We start from the raw sequence: 21,899 nt of genomic DNA, 5'->3' as shown, positions 1-21,899 counted from the left end.
CTGCACAGTACAAGCGGACCTTCCCCGAATGCCGGGAGGGCTCGGCGTCCATCGGTGGAAAGCCCGCGCCGCCGCCCCGGCCCCGTTGTCCGCCGGCGGTGAACACCGTCCGGGCAGGGCGCAGCAGCCGTTACGGTCCGACGCATGACAGCAGTCACCACGCGTACGGTCGCCTACCCGGCCGACGGCCTCACGATGGTCGGACACCTCGCGCTCCCCTCCGGCGCCGGCCGCCGGCCCGCCGTCCTGATCGGGCCCGAGGGGATGGGGCTCAGCGACGTCGAGCGCGGCCGGGCCGACGCCCTGGCCGAGCTGGGCTACGTGGCGCTGGCCTTCGACCTCCACGGCGGGCGCTACCTCGACGACCCCGGGGAGATGCTGGACCGCTGCATGCCGCTGCTCGCCGACCCCGACCGGATGCGCGACATCGGCCGAGCCGCCCTCGACGTGCTGCGCGCCGAACCGCGCGCGGACCCCGACCGGATCGCCGCCGTCGGCTACGGCACCGGCGGCGCGATCGCCCTCGAGCTCGGCCGCCTCGGCGCCGACCTGCGCGCGATCGCGACGGTCAACGCCCTGACGACGGGCCGCCCCGGCGAGGCGGCGCGCATCGGCTGCCCGGTGTGGGCCGGGGTCGGATCGCAGGACCCGATCATGCCGGCCGCGCAGCGCGACGCGTTCGCCGCCGAGATGCAGGCCGCGGGCGTCGACTGGCGCCTGGTGGTCTACGGCGGGGCCCTGCACGCCTTCCACCACCCGCCGGTCGACCACCCCACGCCCCCCGGGGTCGGCCACCACCCGCGGCATGCGCGGCGGGCCTGGCGCGACGTCCTGGACCTGCTCGCCGAATGCCTGCCCGCGGCCGGCTGATCCGGCCCGTCCTGATCCGGCCCCGTCCTGATGCGTGCTCCCGTTCAGGACGCCGGTCCCGACGACCCCCGAGGGCCGGCCGCACGGCGGCGGCACGGGCCCTCTCGCTCATGCGTCAGAACAGGTCGGGTTGGGCGTGGGCGTGGGCGGAGCCGGTGGGGGTGGGGGTACCGGCGGGGGTGAAGGAGGAGGCGAAGGTGAAGGCGCGGGGTGACGGCCCGTTGTCGCGGAGGTCGGCGAGCCGTTCGAGGGCTTCGGCGACGGTCGGCAGGTGTCCGGCGGGGATCCACCACATGACGAGGTGTGCCTCGACGTGGCGTTCGAACCATTCGCGGCGGCGGCGCATCGCGTCCAGGTGGCCGCTGCGGTAGGCGAAGTCCCACAGTGCGCCCATGGTCTCCCATACGGACAGGTTCACGATGACGTCGTCGCCCGCGGGCCGCATCCCGGTGGCGTCGGGCTGTCCTTCCTCGACCAGCCGCCATACGAAGCCGGGCGCCTGGTCGGCGGCGGTGTTGACGGGGTCGAGCAGGTCGACGAAGTCCTGCATGCGCGGGTCGTCCAGGGGGTGCCGGAGGGTGGCGACGTTGAGTTCGGCGAGGTGGACGCGCGGCGTGGGGTCGACTTCGACTTCGACTGCGGAGGGGTCGGCGGAGCGGGTCGAGGCCCGGGGTGAGGTCATGGCCTCATCCCAGCACGTCCCGTAATTCTATGTCAATGGTCGTTGTTTTTAGTGTCGTTCGGCGATGACGCAGCACTGTCCGGACCGGTTCCCGCCGGCCGATACCGGTACGGGCGTGTCCGGTGGACGGCTGATCCAGCGTGTGCGGGGGGCAGTTGGCGGCCGGGGTGAGGTGGCCTTCGAAGGCGATCCGGAAGGCGTTCAGGGGCGTCTTCCCGCATACGGTCCACCGCGTGCGGGCCCTTGCCGGTCGGGGTCCAGGCTCATCGGCGCCATGCGGACGCACTTCATGGCCGCGCCCTCGTTGGGGAAGCTCCGCGGCGCCAACGGCCTTGCGGATGCGGGCATAGACGGACTCGACAGCGTTCGTCGAGCAGGTGACCTCGACGGTTTCCACGGCCTCCAGCAGGCCCATGAGCCTGTCGCAGACCGGCATCAGGACATCGTCGACGTCCCTGTCCTCCGGGTCCGTGACGACGGACAGCCGGTGCTTCGCGCCCTGGCCACCGTCCCCGGCCCGGATCCCGCGAGCTCGATCACCGTCGCACCGGGCAGGCCGATCTGACGGCTCACGAGCGACGAACGGCGCAAGACCGCAAGGACAGGCACACATCCCCCGCCGGGGGCAGCCCGCCTCGGCGAGCGCCCGCTGCTGCGCCCCGCGCCACTCCGACCCGGCTGAAACCCCTTCACCAGGACGACGGCAAATGTGTGATTCACGTTAGATTGAATGCGTGACCTGCGATAGGGTGGCTCGCGGAGGTGAGCCTTGTGCGCACGGAGAACGAGCTGTTCAGCGCGGTCGACGCGCTGCTGGAGCAGGTCCCGTCCGATGACCTGCCGCCGTCCGCGGAGCGCAAGCGGCTGCGGGAGGCCGCAGGGCTGAGTCAGACTCAGGTAGCCACCGCGCTCGGTACCCGGCGCGAGACGGTCGGGAGCTGGGAGGCCGGGCTGCGCGAGCCGCGGCCGCCGCAGCGCGCCGCCTACGCCCGGCTGCTCGAGGGCCTCGCCGCCCGCTTCCCCCCGGCGACGCCGGACGCGACGACCTCGCCCGTCCCTCAACTGCCGGCGCCTGCGGCGCCCGAGCCGTGTGCCGGGCCGCCGACCCCTCCCGCGGCTGCGGACCGGGCGGCAGCGTCGACCAGGAGCACGCCGTCGGCGGCCACGGCCGGGAGCACGCCGACGTCGCACCGGCAGGCCGGCCGCAACGCCACCGCGAGGCCCGCGCCCGCCCCCGCCGTGACGGATCCGCGGTTCGCGCACGGTCCGCTCGGGGTGCTGGACGGCGACGGGCAGCTGTACTGCGCCGGGGGCCTGGTCCTGGACTGTCCGGCCGGCACGGTGCCGGAGCTCGTGGAGTGGACGCTCGCCCAGGCCGGGCTCGGCGCGGCCCGGCTTCACCGCTCGGGCAAGGACTCCGATCCGCTGATCGTGCTGACCGCCGCGGCCGCCGAGCGGCTGGGGCTGCCGGAGCGCCTGGAGGACCGGCGCTCCATGCGGCTACCGGAGGGGCACCCGGTGGTCAAGCAGATCGCGAAGGCCAAGTGGCAGCTCACCAAACGCGGTTTCGGCCCGTGGGCGCGGATCTACCGGTCCGCGCAGGGCGGTGAGCGGCGGTGCGTGCAGCTGGCCGTGCTGCCCTGGGACGCCCTGGACTCCCGCTCCTGGGGCGACGCCGACCAGCTGCCGCCGGCGGAGCTGGCGCGAGTGCTGTCGGTGTACGCCGCACGGGTGCTGACCCCGCGCGGAAGCACCGCGGTGGCGGGCCTGGAGCTGATGACCGCGCTGCGGCCGCCGACCCGTGCGGTGAAGGACGATGTGACGGGCACGTGGGTGTCCGGGCCGGTCCCCGGCTCGCTCACCACTGCGGTGGACCCCGCCCCGCCGGAGGCCCCGGACGAACACCCTGCCGTGGCCGCGCTCTTCCCCCGCGGCCACCAGCGCACACCGGACCAGGTCCTCGACGAGGAGGCGTTCGACTGGATCCGTGACCCGCAGCAGCTCACGGACGCCGAGTGCGCGAAGCCCTTCGCGGTCGGCGTCGACGTGAACACCGCTTTCCTCGCCGCCGCCAACAGACTGGTCGTCGGTCTCGGCGCGCCGGAGCACGTGCGCGGGCCGCGGTTCGACAAGACGGTGCCGGGCGCGTGGCTGGTGGACCTGTCCGGAATCGGCCTCGATCCGCGCCTGCCCAGCCCGTTCACGCCGCACGGTGAGCGTCCGACGGGCCCGGCCTGGTACGCCACCCCGACCGTTGCGTATGCGCTCGAGCTGATCGAGACGTACCGGCTGCCGGTGGAGCTCCGCCCGCTGGAGGCGTACCTGCGGCGGGAGAGCGGCCCGTACCTGGACCCCTGGTACAAGCACCTCGCCGACGCCTACAAGCAGACGATGGCCGACCTGGGTGTCACCGCCGACCTCACCCCGCAGCAGTTTCTCGCTGCGATGGAGCAGCACAAGGCGGCCGACCCCGGCACGGCGATGGTGCTGTCCGCGATCAAGTCGACGGTCAAGGGCGGCATCGGCAAGCTCCGCGAACGCCCCCAGGGCGCGTCCTACCGGCCGGGGGAGCGGTGGCCTGCCCTGGAGCGCCCGACCTGGCGCCCCGACATCCGGGCCGCGGTCATCTCGGCGGCCCGGGTCAACATGCACCGCAAACTGCTGAAGACCGCGGCCGCGACCGGCGGTGTCCTGCCCGCGGCCCAGGAACAGGGTGCGTGGACGGCCCGGTTCGGCGACCAGGCGCTGATGCCGGTCGCGCTGCTGTCGGACTGCGCGGTGTTCCCCTCGGCCGGGCCCTCGCCGCTGGACGTCCTGCCCTACGGACCGGACGGTAAGCCCGCCCCGGGCACGTTCCGGCTCGGCGTCTCGCCCGGGATGGTCAAGCACGAAGGCACCCAGCCGCTGATCTGGGCCGTGGAGCTGCTCGAGCAGGACTACAACCCGGCACGCCACATCAAGGGCGACGGCCACGACGCCGCCGACGAAGGAGAGTGAACCCGATGGGCGACACCGTCATCCCGGTCGCCGCCGCAGGCCCTACCCTCCACCAAGGAGCCTGAACCGTGGGCGCGATCGACGACGCACTCCGCCGGGCGGCGGCGAACACCGCGACCCGCCCCATCCCGAAGTCCGCGCAGGCCCAGATGCGGTTCCTGGTCAAGACGGAGAAGGGCTCCACCCGGGCCGCGGCCGCACGGCTCGGGGTCACCCAGCGCACGGTGGAGCGCTACCTCAAGGGCACCCTGCGCCGTCCCCGTGCGGAGTTGGCTGCCCGCCTGGAGCGCGAGGTCCGCAAGGACTGGCAGCCCCGTGTGAAACAGCGGGCGAAGAAGCACGCCGCCTCGCGCGGCGGCATCACGGTGGAGACGCGCGCCCGGTTCGGGTTCACCGCCGCGCCCGGATCCACGGACGACGGGCGGATCCGCCGGATCACCCAGCACCTCCCCCCGGCCTACGCCGCCCGCCTGTTCGACGCACAGTCCGCCGACGCCACCGAGCAGCAACTCCAGCGCATCGCGGCGGAGGGACTGCAGGAGATCTACTTCAAGGACCGCGGCCGCCGTGCGGCTGACCTCGAAGTCGAGTTCACCGACATCGACTACATCGAGCTCGACTTCTGAGCACGGGCGGACCGTCCCCACCCGAATCGGGGGTGGTTGAGCCGAAGCAGGACCGGTGATCTCCGGTTCACCTGCGCGTGTGACAGATCTGCGAGGGATCACCAAGGCCCGTCCCACAGCTCCGACACTCCAGGCTTCAGCTGTGATCCGGAGGCAGGTTCAGGCGTCGCTGGGGCCGGGGGCCCAGCCGGTGCACTGGGCCCAGGCATCAGCGCGCCGAGGCGCTCGACGCCCGCGCCTCCGGCCGCACCGGCAGCCCCGACACGACGGTGCCCGTACCCGGATACACGGGATCGCGCCATGATCACGAGGGCGGGGCAATGCCATCTCGGCGTTCGCGAAGCGGAGACCGGCCTGTCTCGGCCCGTCCCGGGACCCCTGGACGCCCGCTCGCAGGCGTGCGCCGGCGCGTGAACGGTGGCCGACGTTCCTCTTGCCGTGCGCTTCCCCTTACGCGGTTAATGGCACGTCCATGCGATCCATTCGATCAACCGGAGGAAGTATGAGGAAGAGACTCGGAGTCGTCCTGGTCGCGGGCCTTGCCGCGACGGTCGTGTCCGTCCTTCCGGCCACGGCCGCACCCGCGCCGCTGGCGAACCTCACGTTCGCCAAGGTCGGAACCTCGCCGGCCGGCCCGGTGGACAAGCAGGTGACCCTGCAGTGCGCGCCCATCGGCGGGACCCACCCCACGGCCGAGGCCGCGTGCACCGCACTCATCGCGGTGGGGGGTCAGTTCTCCTTGCTCCCGCGTGCCGAGGGCTACGGCTGCGGGGCGGATTACTGGCCCACCACTGTCACGGTGACCGGCACCTGGCGCAATAAGCCGGTGTACTTCACCAAGACATACAGCAACGACTGCGAGGCGTCCGTCGGCAGCAACTTCGTCTTCCACTTCTGACCCGGCCCCGAGCCCGCGCCGGCCGGGGACGCGGGCATGCAACCCCGGCCGGCGCGGTCAGGCCGTGGCCGCTCGTGGGGGGAAACAACGCCTCCTGCCCGTCGGGCCGGCCGCGGGCGTGGGTGACCTCGCCGTGCGTGCTCCACTGCATCAAGGGGGATCCGACGGCTGCGCGCTGCCGCTGCTGCCGTTGCCGCCCCGTGGGGGTCTTCGTGCCGGCCGGAGCTGGGGCCGGGCCCGCAGGACCACTACGCGGTGCAGCCGCAGCCGGCCCCAGGCAGCTGTCGTCACCGGTACGAGCACGGCGAGCCGTTGGAGAACCACTCGTGCCATCCGGGCGCGGTCAACCCGGCCGTCACCCAGGCGACCATCGGCTCGAGATCTGCACCGGTGGAAGTGGCGTTGCATCGTGCGCGCCGCAGGCGGATCTTGCCCATGGCTGCCGGCTCGGGGGCCGCGGCGGTGCCCGTGCGCCGGTGAGATGCCGCTCCTGCGTACCGTCACCGCATGACGCTGCGTGCTTACCTCCACCGTGTCAACCAGCGGCACCCGTGGAGTCACAACGATCACTACGGCCCCTGGACAGGGGGCCGGGTGGCCGGGTCGGGGGCTCACCACGTCCTGGACGTCGGGTGCGGTGCGGGGAACCTCGTCGCGCTTCTGCGCCGCCGGGCGGTCACCGTTACCGGGCTCGAACCCGACCCTGGGATGGCCCGTGCCGCAGCGGCGCGTTTCGCCGACGACGCGTCGGTCACCATCGTCGAAGCCGGTTTCGCCGGGCGCGACCCGCAGCGGCGCTTCGACGCAATCACCTTGGTTGCTGTCCTGCACCACCTGCCGCTGCTGCCTACCCTGCGGGAGCTGCGCGGGTGTCTCGCTCCGGGCGGGCGCCTGGTGGTCGTGGGCTGCTACCGGGAGGCGGGGCGTGTCGATCTGCTCGTCTCGCTCCTGTCCGTGTTCTTGAACCCGGTCATGGGGCTGGTCAAACATCCAAAGCGCGCCACCACGTTGCCCTTGCAGATGACCGCGCCTACCGCCGATCCGCAGGAGACCCTGGGCGTTATCCGGGCTGCGGCCGCGCAAGAGCTGCCCGGTGCCCGGATCCGCCGTCGCCTGTTCTGGCGGTACAGCCTGGTCTATGACGCTCCCGCCGACCTGGCCTGATCCCTGCGCGCCGCTTGAGAGTCCCTTGTCGCGGTACGCCGCACCCGCCGGTGCTGCTGGTCTTCAACCCCATCGGCCCCCCGCGACGATGCGCCGGTTCGCCGGCCCTACGGGCGGGCACTGGCAGGGTGCGGCCCACAGGGACCACACCACCTACGACGGGTGCCTCCCGATCGTGGCGACCACGTACGTTGGAGCGCTTGCGCGAGCACGGCCCTACGGGGCCGGCCTTCGGGCGCTTCGGCCGCCCCGGCTTCCAGCCGCTGGACGACGCGGTCGGCAACCCCCGCAAGGAGCCGCCGAAGCCGAGGTCGCCCGCAAGGCGAACCGGCTCCTGGGCGCAGTGCGGGTGCCAAGGCCCGTCCAGACCCGCAGATGACGCGGTCCAGCGCTACGACCACAACCGACTCGGCAGGGCCGCTGTACGCGATTGTGCCACCTCGTGTCAGCGCAGGCCTGGGGCGAACTCGTCCAGACCCGCAGCCACCCCGAAGCGGGCTCCGCCCGGACCAACGACGGCCGCCCCACGACACCCGCGGCCTGAAGCGACGAGACGGGCTCTGCCCGCCACCGCCTCCACGATCTGCTGCGCGCGCTGACCCGTGAGCAGCCCGAACCCGACGCCGCGGCGGCGGTCGGCCGGCTCCTGGGCGCGTACATCTCACCCGCGGCCGTCGCGGAGGACCGGTTCCAGCCCGGCGAGCAGCGCAAGACCGGTGCCCACCCGCGCCACGAAGTCGCGGCCGAGCACCGCGACGAGCCGCTGCGCGACCCGATCGCCTGGTTCGTCGCCCAGCAGCACGATGTCGTGGCGTGCGTACGGATCGGGCACGCGCGGGAATTGTGGGACGCGACATGGGAACTGACCCACATCGCTGCGCCCTTCTTCGAGTCGCTGGCCTTCTGGGACGGCTGGGGGGCGGCTGTGGAACTGGCCCTGGACACACGACTACCGTCGATCTCGGTCTGCCCACCGTCCGAAGTGAGGGGATGTTGAGCGACGACAGCGAGCGCGAGCAGCCGCCCCACGACCTCAGCACGGGGACCGTCGACCGCCTCGAAGCACTCACCACCACCCAGCAAGGCCCTGGGCTGGAGGCCATCAGAGCCGTCGTCCAGTCACATGCCTGTCAGTCGGACGAGTCGCGAAGCGTCCGGTTGCGCTGGGCCAAGCTGTCACTGGCCGCCAACGAACGGCTCCCCGGTGGCACCCCCTGGAATGACACCCGAAAGGGCCTGCCAGAACTTCGCGCTACGCACCTGGACCATCGGACATCTCGGCTCCGGCGGCGACCGCGGCTGGGACCCCGAAGCACTCGCCGCGGGTGTGTCCAGCAGACGGCTGATCCAGTTTTGCAGGGGGCAGTTGGGGGCCGGGCCGCGCACGGCCCGGGCGGTCCTCTGTCCGCCCGGTGCCCCGGCTGGCAGACTTCCCGTCCATGGCGGACAGCGGACTGTGGATCGGCGTCGTCACCGCGGTGACGGCGGTCGGGGCCAGCTCCGTCACGGCGCGGGCGACCTTGCGTGCGGCCCGGGTCCAGGTCGAGACGACCGCACGGGCGGAGGCTCTGCGTGAGCAACGTGATCGCCGCCGGGTCGCCTATCGGGGGATGCTCGACCGCGTGCACGCCTTCAACGTGATCACGTGGCAGATCGACGACGTGGATGCGGCGTCCGACCGCGGGAGCAGGGACCGGCTGCTGGCGCAGATGCACGAACGCATCGGGCCGGCCATCGGGGACATGAACAAGGCGATGCACGAGGTCCGGCTCGACGGCCCGGCCGGGGTGTCCGACGCAGCAGACCGCGTGCGGGACGCGGCGCGGCGCGTGCAGCGGATGCTCGGGCCGCTCGTCGGTGACGACGGTCCCGAGCGCCGGAGTGCCTACGACGACGCCTACCGGGAGTTCCGGGACGCGTACCTCACGCTCATCGCCCTCGCGCGTGAGGCCCTGGAGGTCGAGACCGCGTAGCCCCGGGGCCGGTTCTACGTCCACGCCGGGCGGCGATCTGGGTGATGTGCCCCGGCTTGTTTGGAGTCGAGTTGCTGGAGTCCAGGCGATCGCGAGGGGTGGAGGAGCCTGCCGTTCCCCCGGTGGAGCGAATAGCGGCCTTCGTCTCCCGCCCCTTTTGGAGCGGGAGACCCGATCTCACCGAGGACGAGGGCGAGACTTCGCCTTGGTCGACCGGTCCGCTGATCAGGGAAGCCCCGGGGGCCGCTGATCTACTTCCCCCTGCGCTGGAGCACGGCCGCGGAGGCATCTTCCTACGCGGCGGGGGTTGCTTCGTCGATGGGCCTCAAATGCTTCGACCCGCAGGCGCGGGAACTGCGGCCGTGACGATGGCCCGGGAGCGGTCAGGGGCCGGCCGCCCCGGGCCGGGGCGGCGGTCGCCGGGACTGCCGGCGCCGCGCCTGCCCAGTCGCCTCCCTGGGCGGCGAGGTTGGTGAGCTGGTCGGCTGAGCCGCCGGAGACCTCGCCCACGCCGCCCGGTACGCCCGCCGCGGCTCGTCTACTCGGGAGGGATCGTCCTTTGGATGCGTTGCCGCTGGCGGGACAGTTCGACCTGGGTGTGGATGAGGGTGGCAAGGTATTCTCCCGGGTCGGAGCCCGGACCGGCGAGCGCGCTGATGGTGGCGGCCAGCTGAACGGCCAGGACGGTCATGACCTCGGCCGTCCCTTCGGGACCACGGGCGAGGACCAGGTCCAGGGCTGTCTGATCGAACTGGTCGAGGGCGGCTTCGTCACCCAGGGCGATGCCGAGCCAGTTGGTTATGACATGGGAGGTCATCGCTACGGCGTCGCCCAACGGGCGGTCGATTGTGTACTGGCCCTGTGCTGCTCTGCTCTCGGTGAGGATCGGCGGGAGAACTTTCCGGGCGGGCGGCAGCAGCCCGTCCTTCCTCCATTCCTCATACGGCGGATCGCCGGCGGCGTTGCGCCTCGCGAGGTGGTGTTCGGTCGGGTGACCGGCTGCCGTGCGGCAGGACCGGTCGGCAGGAGAGCCGCAGCGGGGGCAGGGCACGCGCCGATACCAGGCCCTGATGCGCTCCGATGCCTCGCCGGAGCGGAAGTGGGGGCGCCAGTGGCCCCATTGGCTGATGTCGGTCATCGCGCCTCCGGTAACTGCTCGGCCCGGGTGCTCGATCCGGATCGGGCGCGGCTGTCACGACCAGGCGGCCGCGGACCACGGCGTGCGTGCATGTGCTCCTCCACGTGGGAGCCGGCAAGGTGAGTGATCACACTACGGCCCGCAGGGGGCCTACGCAGTGGTGTTCAGCGGCCGGTCGGGTCGGCAGACCGGGCACGGACGGGATGGCCCAGCGGGAGACGCGCGCGTGCGTCACCACGACCGGTGGCCCCGGGCGGTGAACCGGGCGGATCGGTCGTTCATCGGGCGGGGCCGCCTGGCAGGGAGGTGCCGTGAGCGAGTGCGCAGGTAGCCACCGTGCCCCGGCGACGACGTGGGAGTACGCCGTCTCCGCCGCCGGCCAACTGATGCTGTGGCACACCGGCACCACTGCGGACGTGCTCCGCGAGCCGCTGCGGACCCGGACGGTGGTGCTGGTGGCCACTGCGGTCGCCGGCACCGCACGCATACGCGGGACGGCGGGCCCGGCCGAGACCGGGACGCCGCGGTGGCGTGCGTGCAGCTGCACGCACGCCACCGCCCTGGAAGGATGCGGCGCACCGGCCGGAGCGGGCGCCGAAGAGGTCGGCCTGCTCATGGCGGCGTACGGCGCCCCGGAGTTCGAGGCTGTCCGGACGGCCGCGCTGGAGATGCTGGAGCATCACCTCCAGGACGCGGACGGCACCCTCGGTTCCGATCGCCGGCCGGGGAGAGGTCCTGCGCCGGGCAGAGCGCAGGCGGCGGCTGGAGGCCCTGGCCGACGTCGTCGGGGAAGACATCTGATCCGAACAGAGGGGTTGGGCATGGCTGTCGACGTGATGAGCGACCGGCTGGGGGAGCTGTACCCGGCAGGGGTACGTGCCCGTGTCCGATGTGCTGGTAGGGCCGGGAGCGTGGTCGTTCCGGTCGGATTCGTGCCCCCGCATCTACCTCGCCCGCTACCCCCACCCCGCACCGGGCAACGCACCGTGCCCGGCCCGTGACGGCATCTCCCTGATGGCCACCGAGTCGTTGCCGTACACGGATCTGCCGCAGTGCACGGCTGCACGCGGCCCCGGCGACTGGCATGGCCGCCAGCAGCGGCCACGCCAGTGCCGCCTACGGGGTGCGGCAACACCTCGTGGACGGGGGGATCGTTGACGACCTGGTCGTGCTGGCCGCCAAGCCGGCTCCGGCCCTGGTGACAGCAGCCGGATCGAGGACGTCGCGCAGATCCGCCTGAAGTAGCCCGGGCCGACGGTGGGCGGGCGACGGCCTTCAGCCGGTTCCTGGCTCTAGGTGCTGCAGCGCCGTGTCGGAGAGCTCGCGCAGGGCGCCCCGAAGGAGAAGAAGCGGCGCGACCGGGCCGCGTGGTCGCCGGTGTGGTGGCCGGGGTATCGGCGGCGCCGCTGATACCCCGGCCGATGTGCCTGTCGCGCGCACCGTGCAGCACGGTCTGACGAGCAGGGCCCGCCGAGGCCTAGTAGCAGTACACGGTCGTGTACTGGCCGCTCTGGACGGTTGAGTCGTAGTGCCAGGACGCGGTGTCGGAGCCAGCTCCGTAAGCCGTCAGACTCACCGCCGAACTTGCCCAGACGGTAGTACCTGAGCTGGTTTCGAGGGCCGGGCACACCGTTACCGGGTAGCTGTTGCAGTTCACGAAATACTGGTCCAGCGCTCCGCCGTGCGGGGCCGTAGGGTTGAACGAGGTCCAGCAGGGTAGGGCCGCCGGCGAGACCCGGGCCGACAGGGCCGGGCCGGCGTGCGAGGTGGGCTGGGCGGCCGCTGCCGCGGACGTGACCCCGGTGAGCACGATCCCCAGTGCTGCCGCGAGGACCCCGACGCGCGCCCGGTACATCTTGGGTGCCATGTGCCACTCCTTCTCGTTCGGTCGACCGTTCATCATGACGACAGCGGTGGGCCGGAGAATCTCAGGCGGGAAACACGGACTTGGCCGGTTCGACGTCGGGGAACGTCCGATTCCCCCTCCCTCCCACAAAAAGGAGCCGACCCGGCTGCCCCCACGCCGCGGCGGTGCCCGGCGGCCGGTGCCCGTTCCGTGCGGGTGTCGGGCGCGGACTGCTGCCTCGCGGGTACCGACTCAACCCTGGACCTGTGGGCGTCCCGACTGCCTTTGGTTATCCGCCCCAGAATTGGTCAGGGCGCAAAGCTGCTGGTCAGTTACGGTGGCGGCGTGATTGACAGCCTGCCCGATGACGTAGCCGACGTGCTTGACCTCGTCCTGGACCCGGATGAGCCTGTTCACGTCGCCCTCCGACGGCAGATGCCCCAACTCAGGGTGCAATCGCGCTGTGAGTGTGGGTGCGGGACCGCCTATTTCGAACTCGGCACCGACAAGGTGGAGCCCGCGCCGACCGGCCCAGGCACCGTCGTGGCTGCCGACGTACAGCTCCTCACCGAGACTGGCGAGTGCCCTGGCGAGGTCCTGGTCTTCGCGCGAGGCGGCTACCTCTCATGGCTGGAGATCTGCTCATGGAGCGATGACATCGAGGTGAATCCGGCCTCGGCGCTGCGCTGGCTGCGGCCACCTTCGTGAATCCCGTCGGCAGTCTCCAGCGGTCTCGGACCGCGACGCCGCCGCGATCCGACCGACGTCACGAGTTCAACTTCAGCAGGAACGGACCACCAGGGTGGTCGCACGCGGCCGCCGGTGGCGTACGGGCACTCCCGCGAGACGCTGTCTTAACAAGGAGAGACGTCGGAGCATTTCGCGTCTCACCATCCCTTCCTACGGTGACGGGGTGAAGAAAATCATTCTCGGTGATGTCGAGGTCTCGCGGGTGGTCGAGTGGCAGGGTGCTTTCGCCACCACCGATGTCCTGTTCCCGTCCGTGCCCGGCGAACTGTGGCGCCGGCACGAATCCTGGCTCGCGCCCGACTTCCTGAACTCCAGGACGGGTGCGTGGCAGGCGAACGTGCAGACCTGGGTGCTGCGGAGCGCGGGCCGCACCATTCTGGTCGATACCGGTCTCGGCAATGACAAGCAACGCGAAGTCGAGGTGTTCGACAAGCGCGACGGCGATTTCCTCGATCGACTGGCGGCGGCCGGGGTGCGGCCGCAGGACGTGGATCTCGTCGTCAACACCCACCTGCACAACGACCACGTGGGGTGGAACACCCGGCTGGTCGACGGCGAGTGGGTGCCGACGTTCCCCAACGCGCGATACCTGATCAGCCGGGCCGACTTCGACTTCTGGAACCCCGCCAACGGACATGTCCCGAAGTCTGCGTTCCAGTCCGCCTCGGACACCGCGGTCACGTTCAACGACAGCGTCCTGCCCGTTCATCAGGCCGGTCAGACGGTGCTGTGGGAGGGCGACAGCCACCGCATCGACGAAGACCTGGTCCTGGAACCGGCCCCCGGTCACACGCCCGGTTCGACGGTGCTGTGGCTGGAGTCCGGCACCGACCGAGCAGTATTCGCCGGCGACCTGGTCCACACCCCACTGCAGATGATCGAACCCGATCACGACACCTGCCTGAGCGAGGACCAGACCGAGGCCACCCGGTCCCGGCGTCGCGTCCTGGAGCGGGCAGCCGCGACGAACAGCCTGGTCGTGCCGGCGCACCTGGGCGGAGCGGGTGCCGCCGAAGTCGTGCGGTCGAACGGGGCCGTCTCGATCAAGCGATGGGCGCCGTTCTCGGACGCCTGACCCAGTAAGGGAAGATTCGGCCATGGACGTGCTCAGCGACGCGATCGGCACCATGCGAGTGGGGCGCCCCTCCCTGTCGCTGGAGGCGGCGGACCCCTCGCGGGAGAAGGAGGTCCAGCCCTTCGAGGGTGCCCGGTTCTACGTGGGCACCACAGGACGCATCCGGGTAGCGGCACCGGACGGAGCGGTCATCACCTTGCAACCGGGCGACGCCGTTCTGCTTCCGCACGGGACTGCGCACACGCTCGTGAACGCCACCGACAGCACTGCCCGGTTCTTGTCCGGCGCCTACCGGCTTGAGCGGGCCCGCCCGCACCCGCTGTTCCAGGACCTCGCCGGTCTGGTGAGTCTTCCGGCGAGGCCGGAACGCTACGCGGGTCTCCAGGCGTCGATCGACCTGTTGCTCAGCGAACTGGGCGAACAGATGCACGGCAGGGACGTGGTGCTGCCGGCGCTGCTCGAAGTGCTCCTCGTGCACCTGATCCGGGCCTGCCTGATCGGACGTGCGGGAGTGCGGACCACCGGCTGGTGCGTCGCCCTCGACGACGAGGTGATCGCGCGATCACTGCGTGCCGTGCACGAACGCCCCGCCGATCCCTGGACCGTGGAGTCGCTGGGCGCGCACGCGGGCCTGTCCCGTGCCGCCTTCGCCCGCAGGTTCACGGCCATGGTGGGGCAGCCACCGCTCACCTATCTGACGTGGTGGCGGCTCACCATGGCGGCACGCCTGCTCCAGACGACCGACGTCCCGCTGACCACGGTCGCGCAGCGCAGCGGCTACGGCTCCGCCTATGCCTTCGCCAACGCTTTCAAACGCGAGTACGGGATCTCAGCCGGCCGTTACCGGCAGCAGCACCGCACCGACCACCAGCATGAGAAGCCGAGTACCCAGCGCTACTGACCTTCGAAGCGTGATGTCGTCGGGGCTGACGGAGGGTGACCGTCGGCCCGGACGACTACGAAAGTCCGCCCGAGGGGCGCAGGGGGCGCCGCCCTTCCAGGGGCCACACCTCCTACGCCCCCCTGCCCGTGGGCCTGGCCGGGGTAGCTGCCCCTCCTGGTGATGTGACGGCATGCCTTGACGTCAGACACCTGACCGGGCTGCTCCGTGGCCGATGCCGTTCGCCGTCCATCCGACTGCTACGCGTGTCGCCACTACGAAGGAGTTCCCTGTGCGTACTTCGACCGTTGCCCTGCTGCAGCTCGCCCCGGCCGGTCCCGATCTTGAGGGCGGCCTCACCGTGGGTGAGGCCGCTTGCCGCCGCGCCCGGGCGGTGGGCGCCGACATCGCGGTGTTCCCGGAGGTGCGGAGCAACAGCTACGCCTCCGCCGTTGTCGAGGAATCGCGGGGCGGCCTGTACCGGCATCCGCAGCGCTGGGACGGTGCCGCGCTGCCCCCCGTGCCCATGCCCGAAGCCGTGTGGCTGGGGGAGTCGGTCGACCGGGACTCACCGTTCGTCCGCCACTTCCAGGCGCTGGCGGAGCTGGACATGGCGACAGCGCTGACCTACCCCGAACGGTGGGACGGGCCGCCGCGCAACTCCGTCTCGCTGATCGACCGGCACGGGCGGACAGTCCTGCACCAGGCGAAGGTGCACACGTGCGCGTTCGGCCTGCCGGAAGCCCTTCTCACCCCGGGGACCCCTTCGGCAGGTGCGAACTGGACACCGCCGCGGGCACGGTGTGCATCGGCGCGATGATCTGCTACGACCGGGAGTTTCCGGAGAGCGCCCGTGCGCTGATGCCGGCCGGAGCGGAAGTCGTCCTGGTCCCGAACGCGTGCGAGATGGAGTCCAACCGGCTTCCCCAGATGCGGGCGCGCGCCTACGAGACATTACCGCCGTCGCCCTGGCCAACTACGCCGGGCCCGGCTTCGGGCACTCGTCGGCGTTCGACGGGATCGCATTTGCCGACGGGCACTGCCACGACACGCTCGTCGTCGAGGCAGGCGAACTCCCCGGCGTCTACCCGGCGTCTACCCAGCGGTGTGCGACCTCGGCGCTCTGCGCGACTACCGCCCGCATGGAGACATGGGGCCAATGCCTTCCGTCGCCCGAGCGTGTACGGATCCCTGACGGACACGACGGTGAGCGAGCCTTTCGTCCGCGTCGACTCCGCAGGTCGCCCGTTCCGCGGCTCCGCTCGGAGGTGATGTCGCCGCCGGCGGGGCAGGCCCCCGCCAACCGGCGCCGGCCCCATGGCGCTCCGGCTCGCGCCTCCACCGTGGGCAGTCACCCGACCGCCCACGGGGACCACTCAGGCACCCTCCGGAAGGCACCGGGTAGGGTCGGCGGCTGCGGCTGCGGCTGCGGCTGCGAACGGCGGCGTGAGCTCTCACGGTACGGATTGCGTCGGCATGGAGGGGACTTGTCATGACGGTCGACGTGACCCGGGCGACGGGGACGGGGGCGCGTGTCGACGTCATCGGTGCGCGGGCGGTCATCGCGGTGGCGGCGCTGTCCGTCGCGCTGTTCGTGTGCACCACGGTGGAGAGTCTGCCGGTGGGGCTGCTGCCGCAGATCGCGCACGGGCTGGGCGTTTCGCTGTCCTCGGCGGGCCTGCTGGTGACGGGGTACTCGCTCGTGGTCACCACGGCTGCCGTGCCGCTGACCGCGGCGACGCGGCGGGTGCCCCGCCGGCGGCTGCTGGCCGTCACTCTGGGCGTCTACACCACAGGAACCCTGCTGTGCGCCGCCGCGCCCGGATACGCCTTCCTGTTCTCGGCGCGCGTCGTGATCGCGCTGACCCACGCGGTCATATGGTCGGTGGTCGCGGCGACCGCCGCCGGGATGTTCCCCGAGCGGGTCCGGGCGAAGGTGGTGGCCGCTCTGTTCACCGGGTCGTCGCTGGCGCAGGTGGCGGGCGTGCCGGCGGGGACGTGGCTGGGGCAGCAGACCGGCTGGCGGATCCCGTTCCTGGTGGCCGGCGTCCTCGGCCTGGCCGCCGGGTCCACCGTGGTGGCCCTCCTGCCGTCGGCGCCTGTTGAGGTCAACCCGGCCGCCACCGCGCCCGAGCCGAGCCGCCTGCGTTTCGGCCTGCTTGTGTCGGTGATCGCCGTTGTCATCGCCGGCTTCTTCGCGTTCTACACGTACGTCACGGTCTTCCTCACCCGCGTCTCCGGCATGTCCCCGCACTCCGTCAGCGCGGTACTGGCCGTGGGCGGAGTGGCGGGCCTGCTCGGCACGACCGCTTCCGGGGTTCTGTCGGACCGTAGCGCCCGGGCCACCATGACCGGGTCGGTGGCGCTGGTGACCGCGGCCCTGGCGCTGCTGGCGGCCGCGGGATCCCGGGCCGTCGTCGCCGTGGCGGCGGTGGCTCTGCTGTCGCTCGCCATGGCGGCCATGATCACGGCTCTGACCAGCCGGATTCTGCGCATCGCCCCGGGCAGTGTCGACATCGCCTCCGCCGGCGGTTCCGCAGCCTTCAACGCGGGCATCGCCGCCGGCTCCCTACTGGGCGGGCAACTCCTGAACGCCCACGGCCCGCGCAGCGCCGCCCTGGTCGGCGCTTGCCTGGCCGCGGCAGGTCTCGCCGCCCTCCTGGCCGAGGACCTGCTGGTCTCGTCGTTTTCGGGGCCCCGCCCTTCGCGGTGACCCGAGTCGGCCGATCGCTGTGCACGTCCCGCCGCGGTTCTCGATCTCTCGGCGGGGTGCTCATCGTCGGCCGGCTCCGGCTCCGCCTTCGTGGACCGGACTGTACGCGGCACCTGCTCGCCCACGGGGGCGATCCCGGTGATGTCCCGACGACCTGCGCATGCGGAACCGTTTCGCCGGGACAGCTTCTGGGGCATGAATTTTCCCCGCGCATGGCGGGCGGTCACCAGGCTGTTGCGGCGCTGCCGGTCGCGGCCGAGGACCGCACCGGCTACAACCGTGCGACGTCCTACGGCGGGTGGATCGAGTGATTTGGGGGTGAGGGAGGTTTTGCTGCTGCGGAGTTGGCCGGTTTCTGTGTGGGGGTTGTTCAGGAGGTGGTGAATGTCAGTGAGTTCGGGTTGAGGGTGAAGTTTCCGGTGAGTGCGGCCGTGTCGGCGGAGTTGAACGAGATGCCGCAGTTGTTGGTGTTCCAGGTGTGGAGATCGCCGCTGCGGTCCAGTTTCAGGCTGCCTGGGTTGGTGTGGTAGCCGCCGGTCGTCGTGCCGGTGGTGGCCGATGTTCCGGTGAGGGTCGGACTGCGCGGCGCGGGCAGGCCGGACAGCGAGATGCGGAGCCTGCTGGCGGTGGCGGGGGTCCGGCCTGCGGCAGTAATCGGTCGGGTGAGGTTGAGATGCCAGGGGAGGGCTTGGGGGGTGCCGTGGAAGGGGTACGAGACCGCGCACATCAGCGAGGCTGAGGTGATGGTTGCTCCCCGGGGGAGCGGTGGGGAGGAGGTGTTGGTGCCGTTGGCGAGCGTCTGGCCGGTGTATTCCGGGCTGGTGGAGAAGTAGCTGGGCATCGCGAAGCCCGTGACGGAGTCGGTGAGGGCTGCGTTGCCCGTGGAGGCCGAGAAGGCGCCGTTCAGGGCGGCCTAGCTGACCACGGCGTGGGAGACGGTCGCGGAGGCCGGGCCGGCCGTGAGGCCGGTGAGTGCGAGCAGCGCGGCCCCGGTGGCCGCCACCGTCCGGGCGGCACGCTGGATGGGCAGGCACATGGCCGAAATCCCTTTCTGCACGGTCGGTCAGGTGCCCGGCCGTCCTCGGTCGGCCCTCGTAGCGGGCAAGGCCGCGGTGTGGGTCATCGGACGGGGCCTCGCCGGCTTCCTCGAACGCCAGTTCATGCGTGTCCTGGGCCGTGCTCCGGCTTCCGGCAGGCCTGCGGGCTTTGCGCCGAAGGGCGCCGGTACGCAGGCTGGCAGACAAGGGAGGTGGGCCGTGGCGGATGTGGGCGGTAAGGATGCGGGTGGCCCGCGGGACGGTGGTCCGCGGTTGTTCGTGGCGCTGCCGGGGCCGGACGAGGACGGGACCGCGGGGTTCGTTCGCTCCGTGGCGGATGTCGTCCGGGTGATCGGGCTCGATGTCGACTCCGCCCTCGCGCCGGATGGCAACTCGCAGGTACTGGGGGCTCGGAGAGCGCTGCGCGAGCTGTGCCGTGGGGGCGTGGTCCTTCCCGCGGGGGCCTTCGACGTACTGGTCGCGGCGGCCGTGCGGGACCCGAACCCGAGCTTCAACCGGGGGTTTGTCGAACCCGCGCTCAACGCCTTTGGGCGGCGGCGTCTGCGGGCGGCGCTCCTCGATGTCCTGACGACCGGCCCGGACCCGGAACGGGCCGGTGCCGCCCGCGCCTGGTATTGGTCGGCCCTGCCGTTGCGTATGCCGGGGGTGGTGGCCGAAGGGCCCGAAGGCGCTCCCGGGCCCGACGATCCCTCCGCGCTCGCACGCGAGTGGAACGAGCTGGCCTTGCGTGAGTTTGTGCGCAACGAGCACCTGGACGTCCGCCGGTGCATCCTCCCTCTGCTCCGCCTGCGGCATTCGTCGTACCCCCCGGGGCTGCACGAACTCGTGGACCAAGCCGTGGCGATCGCCCGGAACCACCCCGACGACTACCTCCGCCATCGCGTCGAGATCCAGGCCGGCCCATGACAGTAAGACGCCTTCGCGGGGGCGGTGGACGAGAAGTAACTACCTCGCTTTCTGCCGCCTGAAGTCTTCCGCGCCTGGAAGAGGCCGTACGCCTCGCAGCGGCGGAGCCGGCCGGCACCCCGGGCGCGAGCCGAACGGGAGTGTTCAATGATCGGCGTCGTCCCATTTCCACCCGGTTTCGGGGAACTGATCCAGCAGGGCGGAGAGGGTCGCTGCCTGGTGGATGGCTGATGACCAGTCTTCCGCGGAGACGTCGAGGGTCACCAGGGGCGGGGTGTTCTGGCGGAAGTCGTAGGCAAGTAGTTCGCGGCTTCCATCCCCTCCGATGACGAGGGCGCCGGGGAAGCGTTTCTGGAATTCACCGGCCTCGTTGATGCCGATGAGCTCGTCCAGCGCGTAGACCATGAGGAAGTCGTCAGCGGGAGGAACGAACTGGCTCAGACTCCCTGTGGTGCCCAGGAAGTCCCGGTAGTCCTGGGGAAACCGGACTTTGAAGGTGTGCTCGACCTGCGCGATCTGGTCGTCGTGCGAACTCATGAGGCGGTTATATCAATGGCAGAGCGGGTGACGGTGGCTGCCTTGTGCCGCGGTGAGGAGGACACGTTTGCGGAGTAGGGGGAGCTTGGCTCGTCCGAACATCTGGCGTTTGATCATTTTGATGTGGTTGACCCGGTCTTCGGCGGCGGGAGGTTCGGCGGGTGCTCAGGTTGTGGACGACGGCGTTCCAGTTCTTCTCCAGCAGGGCCGAAGCGTGCTCGACTGCTGAGACGAGCCGGGTCGTGTCCCACGTCGTGGTGTAGCCGATCACGGTCCGTCGCCTCCACTTCGGACCCGTCCGGCACGTGCGGCTACCGGCCGTCGTGCGATCAGCGCCGGTCCCGGCCCGGCGAGCCTCAACAGGGCCTCCGGTGAGAGCGATTCGGGCCACGACCTGGAGATTCCGTCAGCTTGATCGGCTACACCACTCGGCGGGACGCCATCACGAGCCGTGGGTTGGGATCGCGGGGTTCGGGCCGCTGGACAGGTAGGTATTCGAGGTTGGCGACGAGTGGCAGCGGCGTTGGGGTGCTGCTGCGGATCGGTCAGGGCCGGGATGTGCCCGCGACCCGCGCTGGAGTGCTGGGGGTGTTGTCCGGTTTTTTTGCTGGTAAGGGGCCTGGGTCGTCTGACTGCGTGGTGTCGGGTGGGGTGGTGGCCGCGGACCGGTGGGCTCGTTCTCCGGTGGCCGGGGTGGAACCGTTTTCGCCCGGGTGTGCGTGGTTCTGGCTGTGGACTTTCTGCCGCCGGCTTGTCCGCCACCGCCTGCGTGGCCGCCGATGCCGTTCTGGCCGCCCCGTTCCTTCGGCAGCGGCCGGCAGCCGCGCGTGACTCTCCCGCCCTGGCAGTTACTGGCTCGCGCGCCGGTGTTCGCGGCCGTGGGGACGTACATCGGCACCGTGCTGACCGAGCGGGCCTGGGCCGACTGTCCGCTCGGGGTATCCGCGTCCAACGGCATCGGGCTCGTGATGGGAACGATGCCGGTGGTTTGGGTGGTGATGACAGCGGCGATGCTGTTGATCCAGTTGTCAGTGTGGGCTGTCGCGCTCCCTGTTCCTGCCGTGCGGTGTGTCCAGTGGCTGCTGCCGGTGGCTGCTGTCGTGCTCTTCACCGCCGTCTATCGCACCGGGATGCAGTCGCCGGTCGTCCAGCCGGACGGCACGTGCTACGAGGGCTATCCGGTATGGCCCTTCCAGCCGAAGTACCAGCCGTAGTTGAGCCGGGCAGGGCAGCCCCCTTTGCGGCGCGGCGAAGTACACGGGCGCGGCGCGGGGCGGGGTTGGTGCGGGTCAGCGGGTTGGGCGCAGTGCACGGCTGCCGGGCGTACGGTCGCCGGTGGGGTTCGGGTGTGCTGTCGGCCGGTTCCCGGAGCGGGTCTGCGGGGCCGGGTACGGCTGGTGTCCCGGGGGTGTCCCCGAGCCTGCGCCCAAGGGTGCACCCGGCCCCTTTGTGTAGGGGCGGAGTGTTCTGCCCGTGTTCCAGCTCCGAGGTCGAGCATGCCGCTCGTCGACACCTTGACCCGGAGGATTTCCGTCATGCCGCTGCTGGACCTGGACAAGATCACCGCTGGTCTGCCGAAGACCTGGTCGGGCTTCCTGCGCGACTGGGACCGCAGCCTGCGCGCGGGCAACTACCCGGAGACGACCCGCTACAACTACCTGCTGGCCGCCGCCCAGCTGGGCCGGTACCTGGGGGAGTACTCCCCCGATCCGGACGCGGACCGCGCCGCGGAGGACCCGGCCGAGGTGAGCCGGGCGCACTGCGAGGCCTTCCAGGCCTGGATGGT

At 71.3% G+C, this 21,899-nt stretch carries 24 protein-coding genes; 17 read left to right on the top strand and 7 right to left on the bottom strand.

Going from position 1 to position 21,899, the window contains the following annotated elements; translation table 11 throughout:
- Positions 1–144 precede the first annotated feature (144 nt).
- On the top strand, positions 145–870 hold the full coding sequence (locus IH54_RS0105125) for a dienelactone hydrolase family protein (RefSeq protein WP_031513167.1): 726 nt from the start codon (positions 145–147) through the stop codon (positions 868–870).
- 115 nt (positions 871–985) lie between these two features.
- Here IH54_RS0105125 and IH54_RS0105120 read toward each other — a convergent pair whose 3' ends face one another.
- Complete coding sequence (locus tag IH54_RS0105120; RefSeq protein ID WP_078861959.1) at positions 986–1,552, bottom strand: DUF3291 domain-containing protein; 567 nt, start codon at positions 1,550–1,552, stop codon at positions 986–988.
- A gap of 274 nt (positions 1,553–1,826) precedes the next feature.
- Here IH54_RS0105120 and IH54_RS47880 point away from each other — a divergent pair, with 274 nt between their 5' ends.
- From IH54_RS47880 to IH54_RS0105095, 5 genes are all read left to right on the top strand, one after another.
- Positions 1,827–2,117, top strand: coding sequence for a hypothetical protein (locus IH54_RS47880; RefSeq protein WP_031513163.1), 291 nt, complete (start codon positions 1,827–1,829; stop codon positions 2,115–2,117).
- A 206-nt stretch (positions 2,118–2,323) separates the two neighbouring features.
- On the top strand, positions 2,324–4,549 hold the full coding sequence (gene tap / locus IH54_RS0105110) for a telomere-associated protein Tap (protein ID WP_031513161.1): 2,226 nt from the start codon (positions 2,324–2,326) through the stop codon (positions 4,547–4,549).
- A gap of 68 nt (positions 4,550–4,617) precedes the next feature.
- Positions 4,618–5,175: a telomere-protecting terminal protein Tpg gene (gene tpg, locus IH54_RS0105105; protein WP_031513159.1), complete on the top strand. Its 558-nt coding sequence runs from the start codon at positions 4,618–4,620 to the stop codon at positions 5,173–5,175.
- 502 nt (positions 5,176–5,677) lie between these two features.
- Positions 5,678–6,073 (top strand): SSI family serine proteinase inhibitor, encoded by a 396-nt coding sequence (locus IH54_RS0105100; protein WP_043179871.1) that lies wholly within the window; start codon positions 5,678–5,680, stop codon positions 6,071–6,073.
- A 507-nt stretch (positions 6,074–6,580) separates the two neighbouring features.
- Positions 6,581–7,237 carry a class I SAM-dependent methyltransferase gene (locus IH54_RS0105095; protein ID WP_031513156.1) on the top strand — a complete coding sequence of 219 codons (657 nt, stop codon included), beginning with the start codon at positions 6,581–6,583 and terminating at the stop codon, positions 7,235–7,237.
- A gap of 661 nt (positions 7,238–7,898) precedes the next feature.
- Here IH54_RS0105095 and IH54_RS45300 read toward each other — a convergent pair.
- Entirely contained in the window at positions 7,899–8,069 is a 171-nt protein-coding gene (locus IH54_RS45300; RefSeq protein WP_159011649.1) for a hypothetical protein, read from the bottom strand.
- A gap of 607 nt (positions 8,070–8,676) precedes the next feature.
- On the opposite strand from IH54_RS45300, the gene IH54_RS0105085 reads away from it, so the two are divergent.
- Entirely contained in the window at positions 8,677–9,210 is a 534-nt protein-coding gene (locus tag IH54_RS0105085) for a hypothetical protein (RefSeq protein ID WP_031513154.1), read from the top strand.
- 538 nt (positions 9,211–9,748) lie between these two features.
- Here IH54_RS0105085 and IH54_RS0105080 read toward each other — a convergent pair.
- Positions 9,749–10,348 (bottom strand): hypothetical protein, encoded by a 600-nt coding sequence (locus tag IH54_RS0105080; RefSeq protein ID WP_031513152.1) that lies wholly within the window; start codon positions 10,346–10,348, stop codon positions 9,749–9,751.
- A 1,084-nt stretch (positions 10,349–11,432) separates the two neighbouring features.
- Between IH54_RS0105080 and IH54_RS45295 the strand changes: the two genes are divergently transcribed.
- Positions 11,433–11,588 carry a hypothetical protein gene (locus IH54_RS45295; protein ID WP_159011647.1) on the top strand — a complete coding sequence of 52 codons (156 nt, stop codon included), beginning with the start codon at positions 11,433–11,435 and terminating at the stop codon, positions 11,586–11,588.
- Positions 11,589–11,825: 237 nt separating this feature from the next.
- On the opposite strand, the gene IH54_RS0105075 is transcribed toward IH54_RS45295, so the two are convergent.
- Entirely contained in the window at positions 11,826–12,215 is a 390-nt protein-coding gene (locus IH54_RS0105075) for a hypothetical protein (protein ID WP_031513150.1), read from the bottom strand.
- Positions 12,216–12,539: 324 nt separating this feature from the next.
- Here IH54_RS0105075 and IH54_RS0105070 point away from each other — a divergent pair, with 324 nt between their 5' ends.
- The 6 genes from IH54_RS0105070 (at position 12,540) to IH54_RS0105050 (ending at position 17,612) form a co-directional block, all read left to right on the top strand.
- Positions 12,540–12,902: a hypothetical protein gene (locus IH54_RS0105070; RefSeq protein ID WP_031513148.1), complete on the top strand. Its 363-nt coding sequence runs from the start codon at positions 12,540–12,542 to the stop codon at positions 12,900–12,902.
- Between the two features lie 205 nt (positions 12,903–13,107).
- Entirely contained in the window at positions 13,108–14,019 is a 912-nt protein-coding gene (locus tag IH54_RS0105065) for an MBL fold metallo-hydrolase (RefSeq protein WP_031513147.1), read from the top strand.
- 22 nt (positions 14,020–14,041) lie between these two features.
- Positions 14,042–14,920 carry an AraC family transcriptional regulator gene (locus IH54_RS0105060; protein WP_052397093.1) on the top strand — a complete coding sequence of 293 codons (879 nt, stop codon included), beginning with the start codon at positions 14,042–14,044 and terminating at the stop codon, positions 14,918–14,920.
- 271 nt (positions 14,921–15,191) lie between these two features.
- Positions 15,192–15,719, top strand: coding sequence for a nitrilase-related carbon-nitrogen hydrolase (locus IH54_RS47575; protein WP_267965168.1), 528 nt, complete (start codon positions 15,192–15,194; stop codon positions 15,717–15,719).
- The gene (locus tag IH54_RS47570; protein ID WP_267965167.1) at positions 15,716–16,171 is read left to right on the top strand and encodes a hypothetical protein; all 456 of its coding nucleotides are present in this window, start codon (positions 15,716–15,718) and stop codon (positions 16,169–16,171) included. The genes IH54_RS47575 and IH54_RS47570 overlap by 4 nt, the downstream gene beginning before the upstream one ends.
- 220 nt (positions 16,172–16,391) lie before the next feature.
- Positions 16,392–17,612, top strand: coding sequence for an MFS transporter (locus IH54_RS0105050; protein ID WP_052397092.1), 1,221 nt, complete (start codon positions 16,392–16,394; stop codon positions 17,610–17,612).
- A gap of 370 nt (positions 17,613–17,982) precedes the next feature.
- Here IH54_RS0105050 and IH54_RS0105040 read toward each other — a convergent pair whose 3' ends face one another.
- Together IH54_RS0105040 and IH54_RS47565 are read right to left on the bottom strand one after the other, a co-directional pair.
- Entirely contained in the window at positions 17,983–18,453 is a 471-nt protein-coding gene (locus tag IH54_RS0105040; RefSeq protein WP_031513141.1) for a hypothetical protein, read from the bottom strand.
- A 72-nt stretch (positions 18,454–18,525) separates the two neighbouring features.
- Positions 18,526–18,648, bottom strand: coding sequence for a hypothetical protein (locus IH54_RS47565; RefSeq protein WP_267965166.1), 123 nt, complete (start codon positions 18,646–18,648; stop codon positions 18,526–18,528).
- Positions 18,649–18,868: 220 nt separating this feature from the next.
- Between IH54_RS47565 and IH54_RS0105030 the strand changes: the two genes are divergently transcribed.
- A complete protein-coding gene (locus IH54_RS0105030) occupies positions 18,869–19,576 on the top strand; it encodes a hypothetical protein (RefSeq protein ID WP_234343372.1) in 708 nt (235 codons plus the stop codon).
- A gap of 144 nt (positions 19,577–19,720) precedes the next feature.
- Here IH54_RS0105030 and IH54_RS0105025 read toward each other — a convergent pair whose 3' ends face one another.
- On the bottom strand, positions 19,721–20,113 hold the full coding sequence (locus IH54_RS0105025) for an SMI1/KNR4 family protein (RefSeq protein WP_031513137.1): 393 nt from the start codon (positions 20,111–20,113) through the stop codon (positions 19,721–19,723).
- Between the two features lie 779 nt (positions 20,114–20,892).
- Between IH54_RS0105025 and IH54_RS0105015 the strand changes: the two genes are divergently transcribed.
- Both IH54_RS0105015 and IH54_RS0105010 read left to right on the top strand, forming a co-directional pair.
- The gene (locus tag IH54_RS0105015) at positions 20,893–21,327 is read left to right on the top strand and encodes a hypothetical protein (protein WP_159011645.1); all 435 of its coding nucleotides are present in this window, start codon (positions 20,893–20,895) and stop codon (positions 21,325–21,327) included.
- 321 nt (positions 21,328–21,648) lie between these two features.
- Positions 21,649–21,899 (top strand): phage integrase N-terminal SAM-like domain-containing protein (locus tag IH54_RS0105010; RefSeq protein ID WP_031513133.1); only part of this gene is annotated, 251 nt, incomplete at its 3' end.

The sequence above is a fragment of the Streptomyces sp. NRRL F-5123 genome (assembly GCF_000721495.1).
Lineage (GTDB): Bacteria > Actinomycetota > Actinomycetes > Streptomycetales > Streptomycetaceae > Actinacidiphila.
This window is presented reverse-complemented; position numbering and strand designations above follow the sequence as displayed.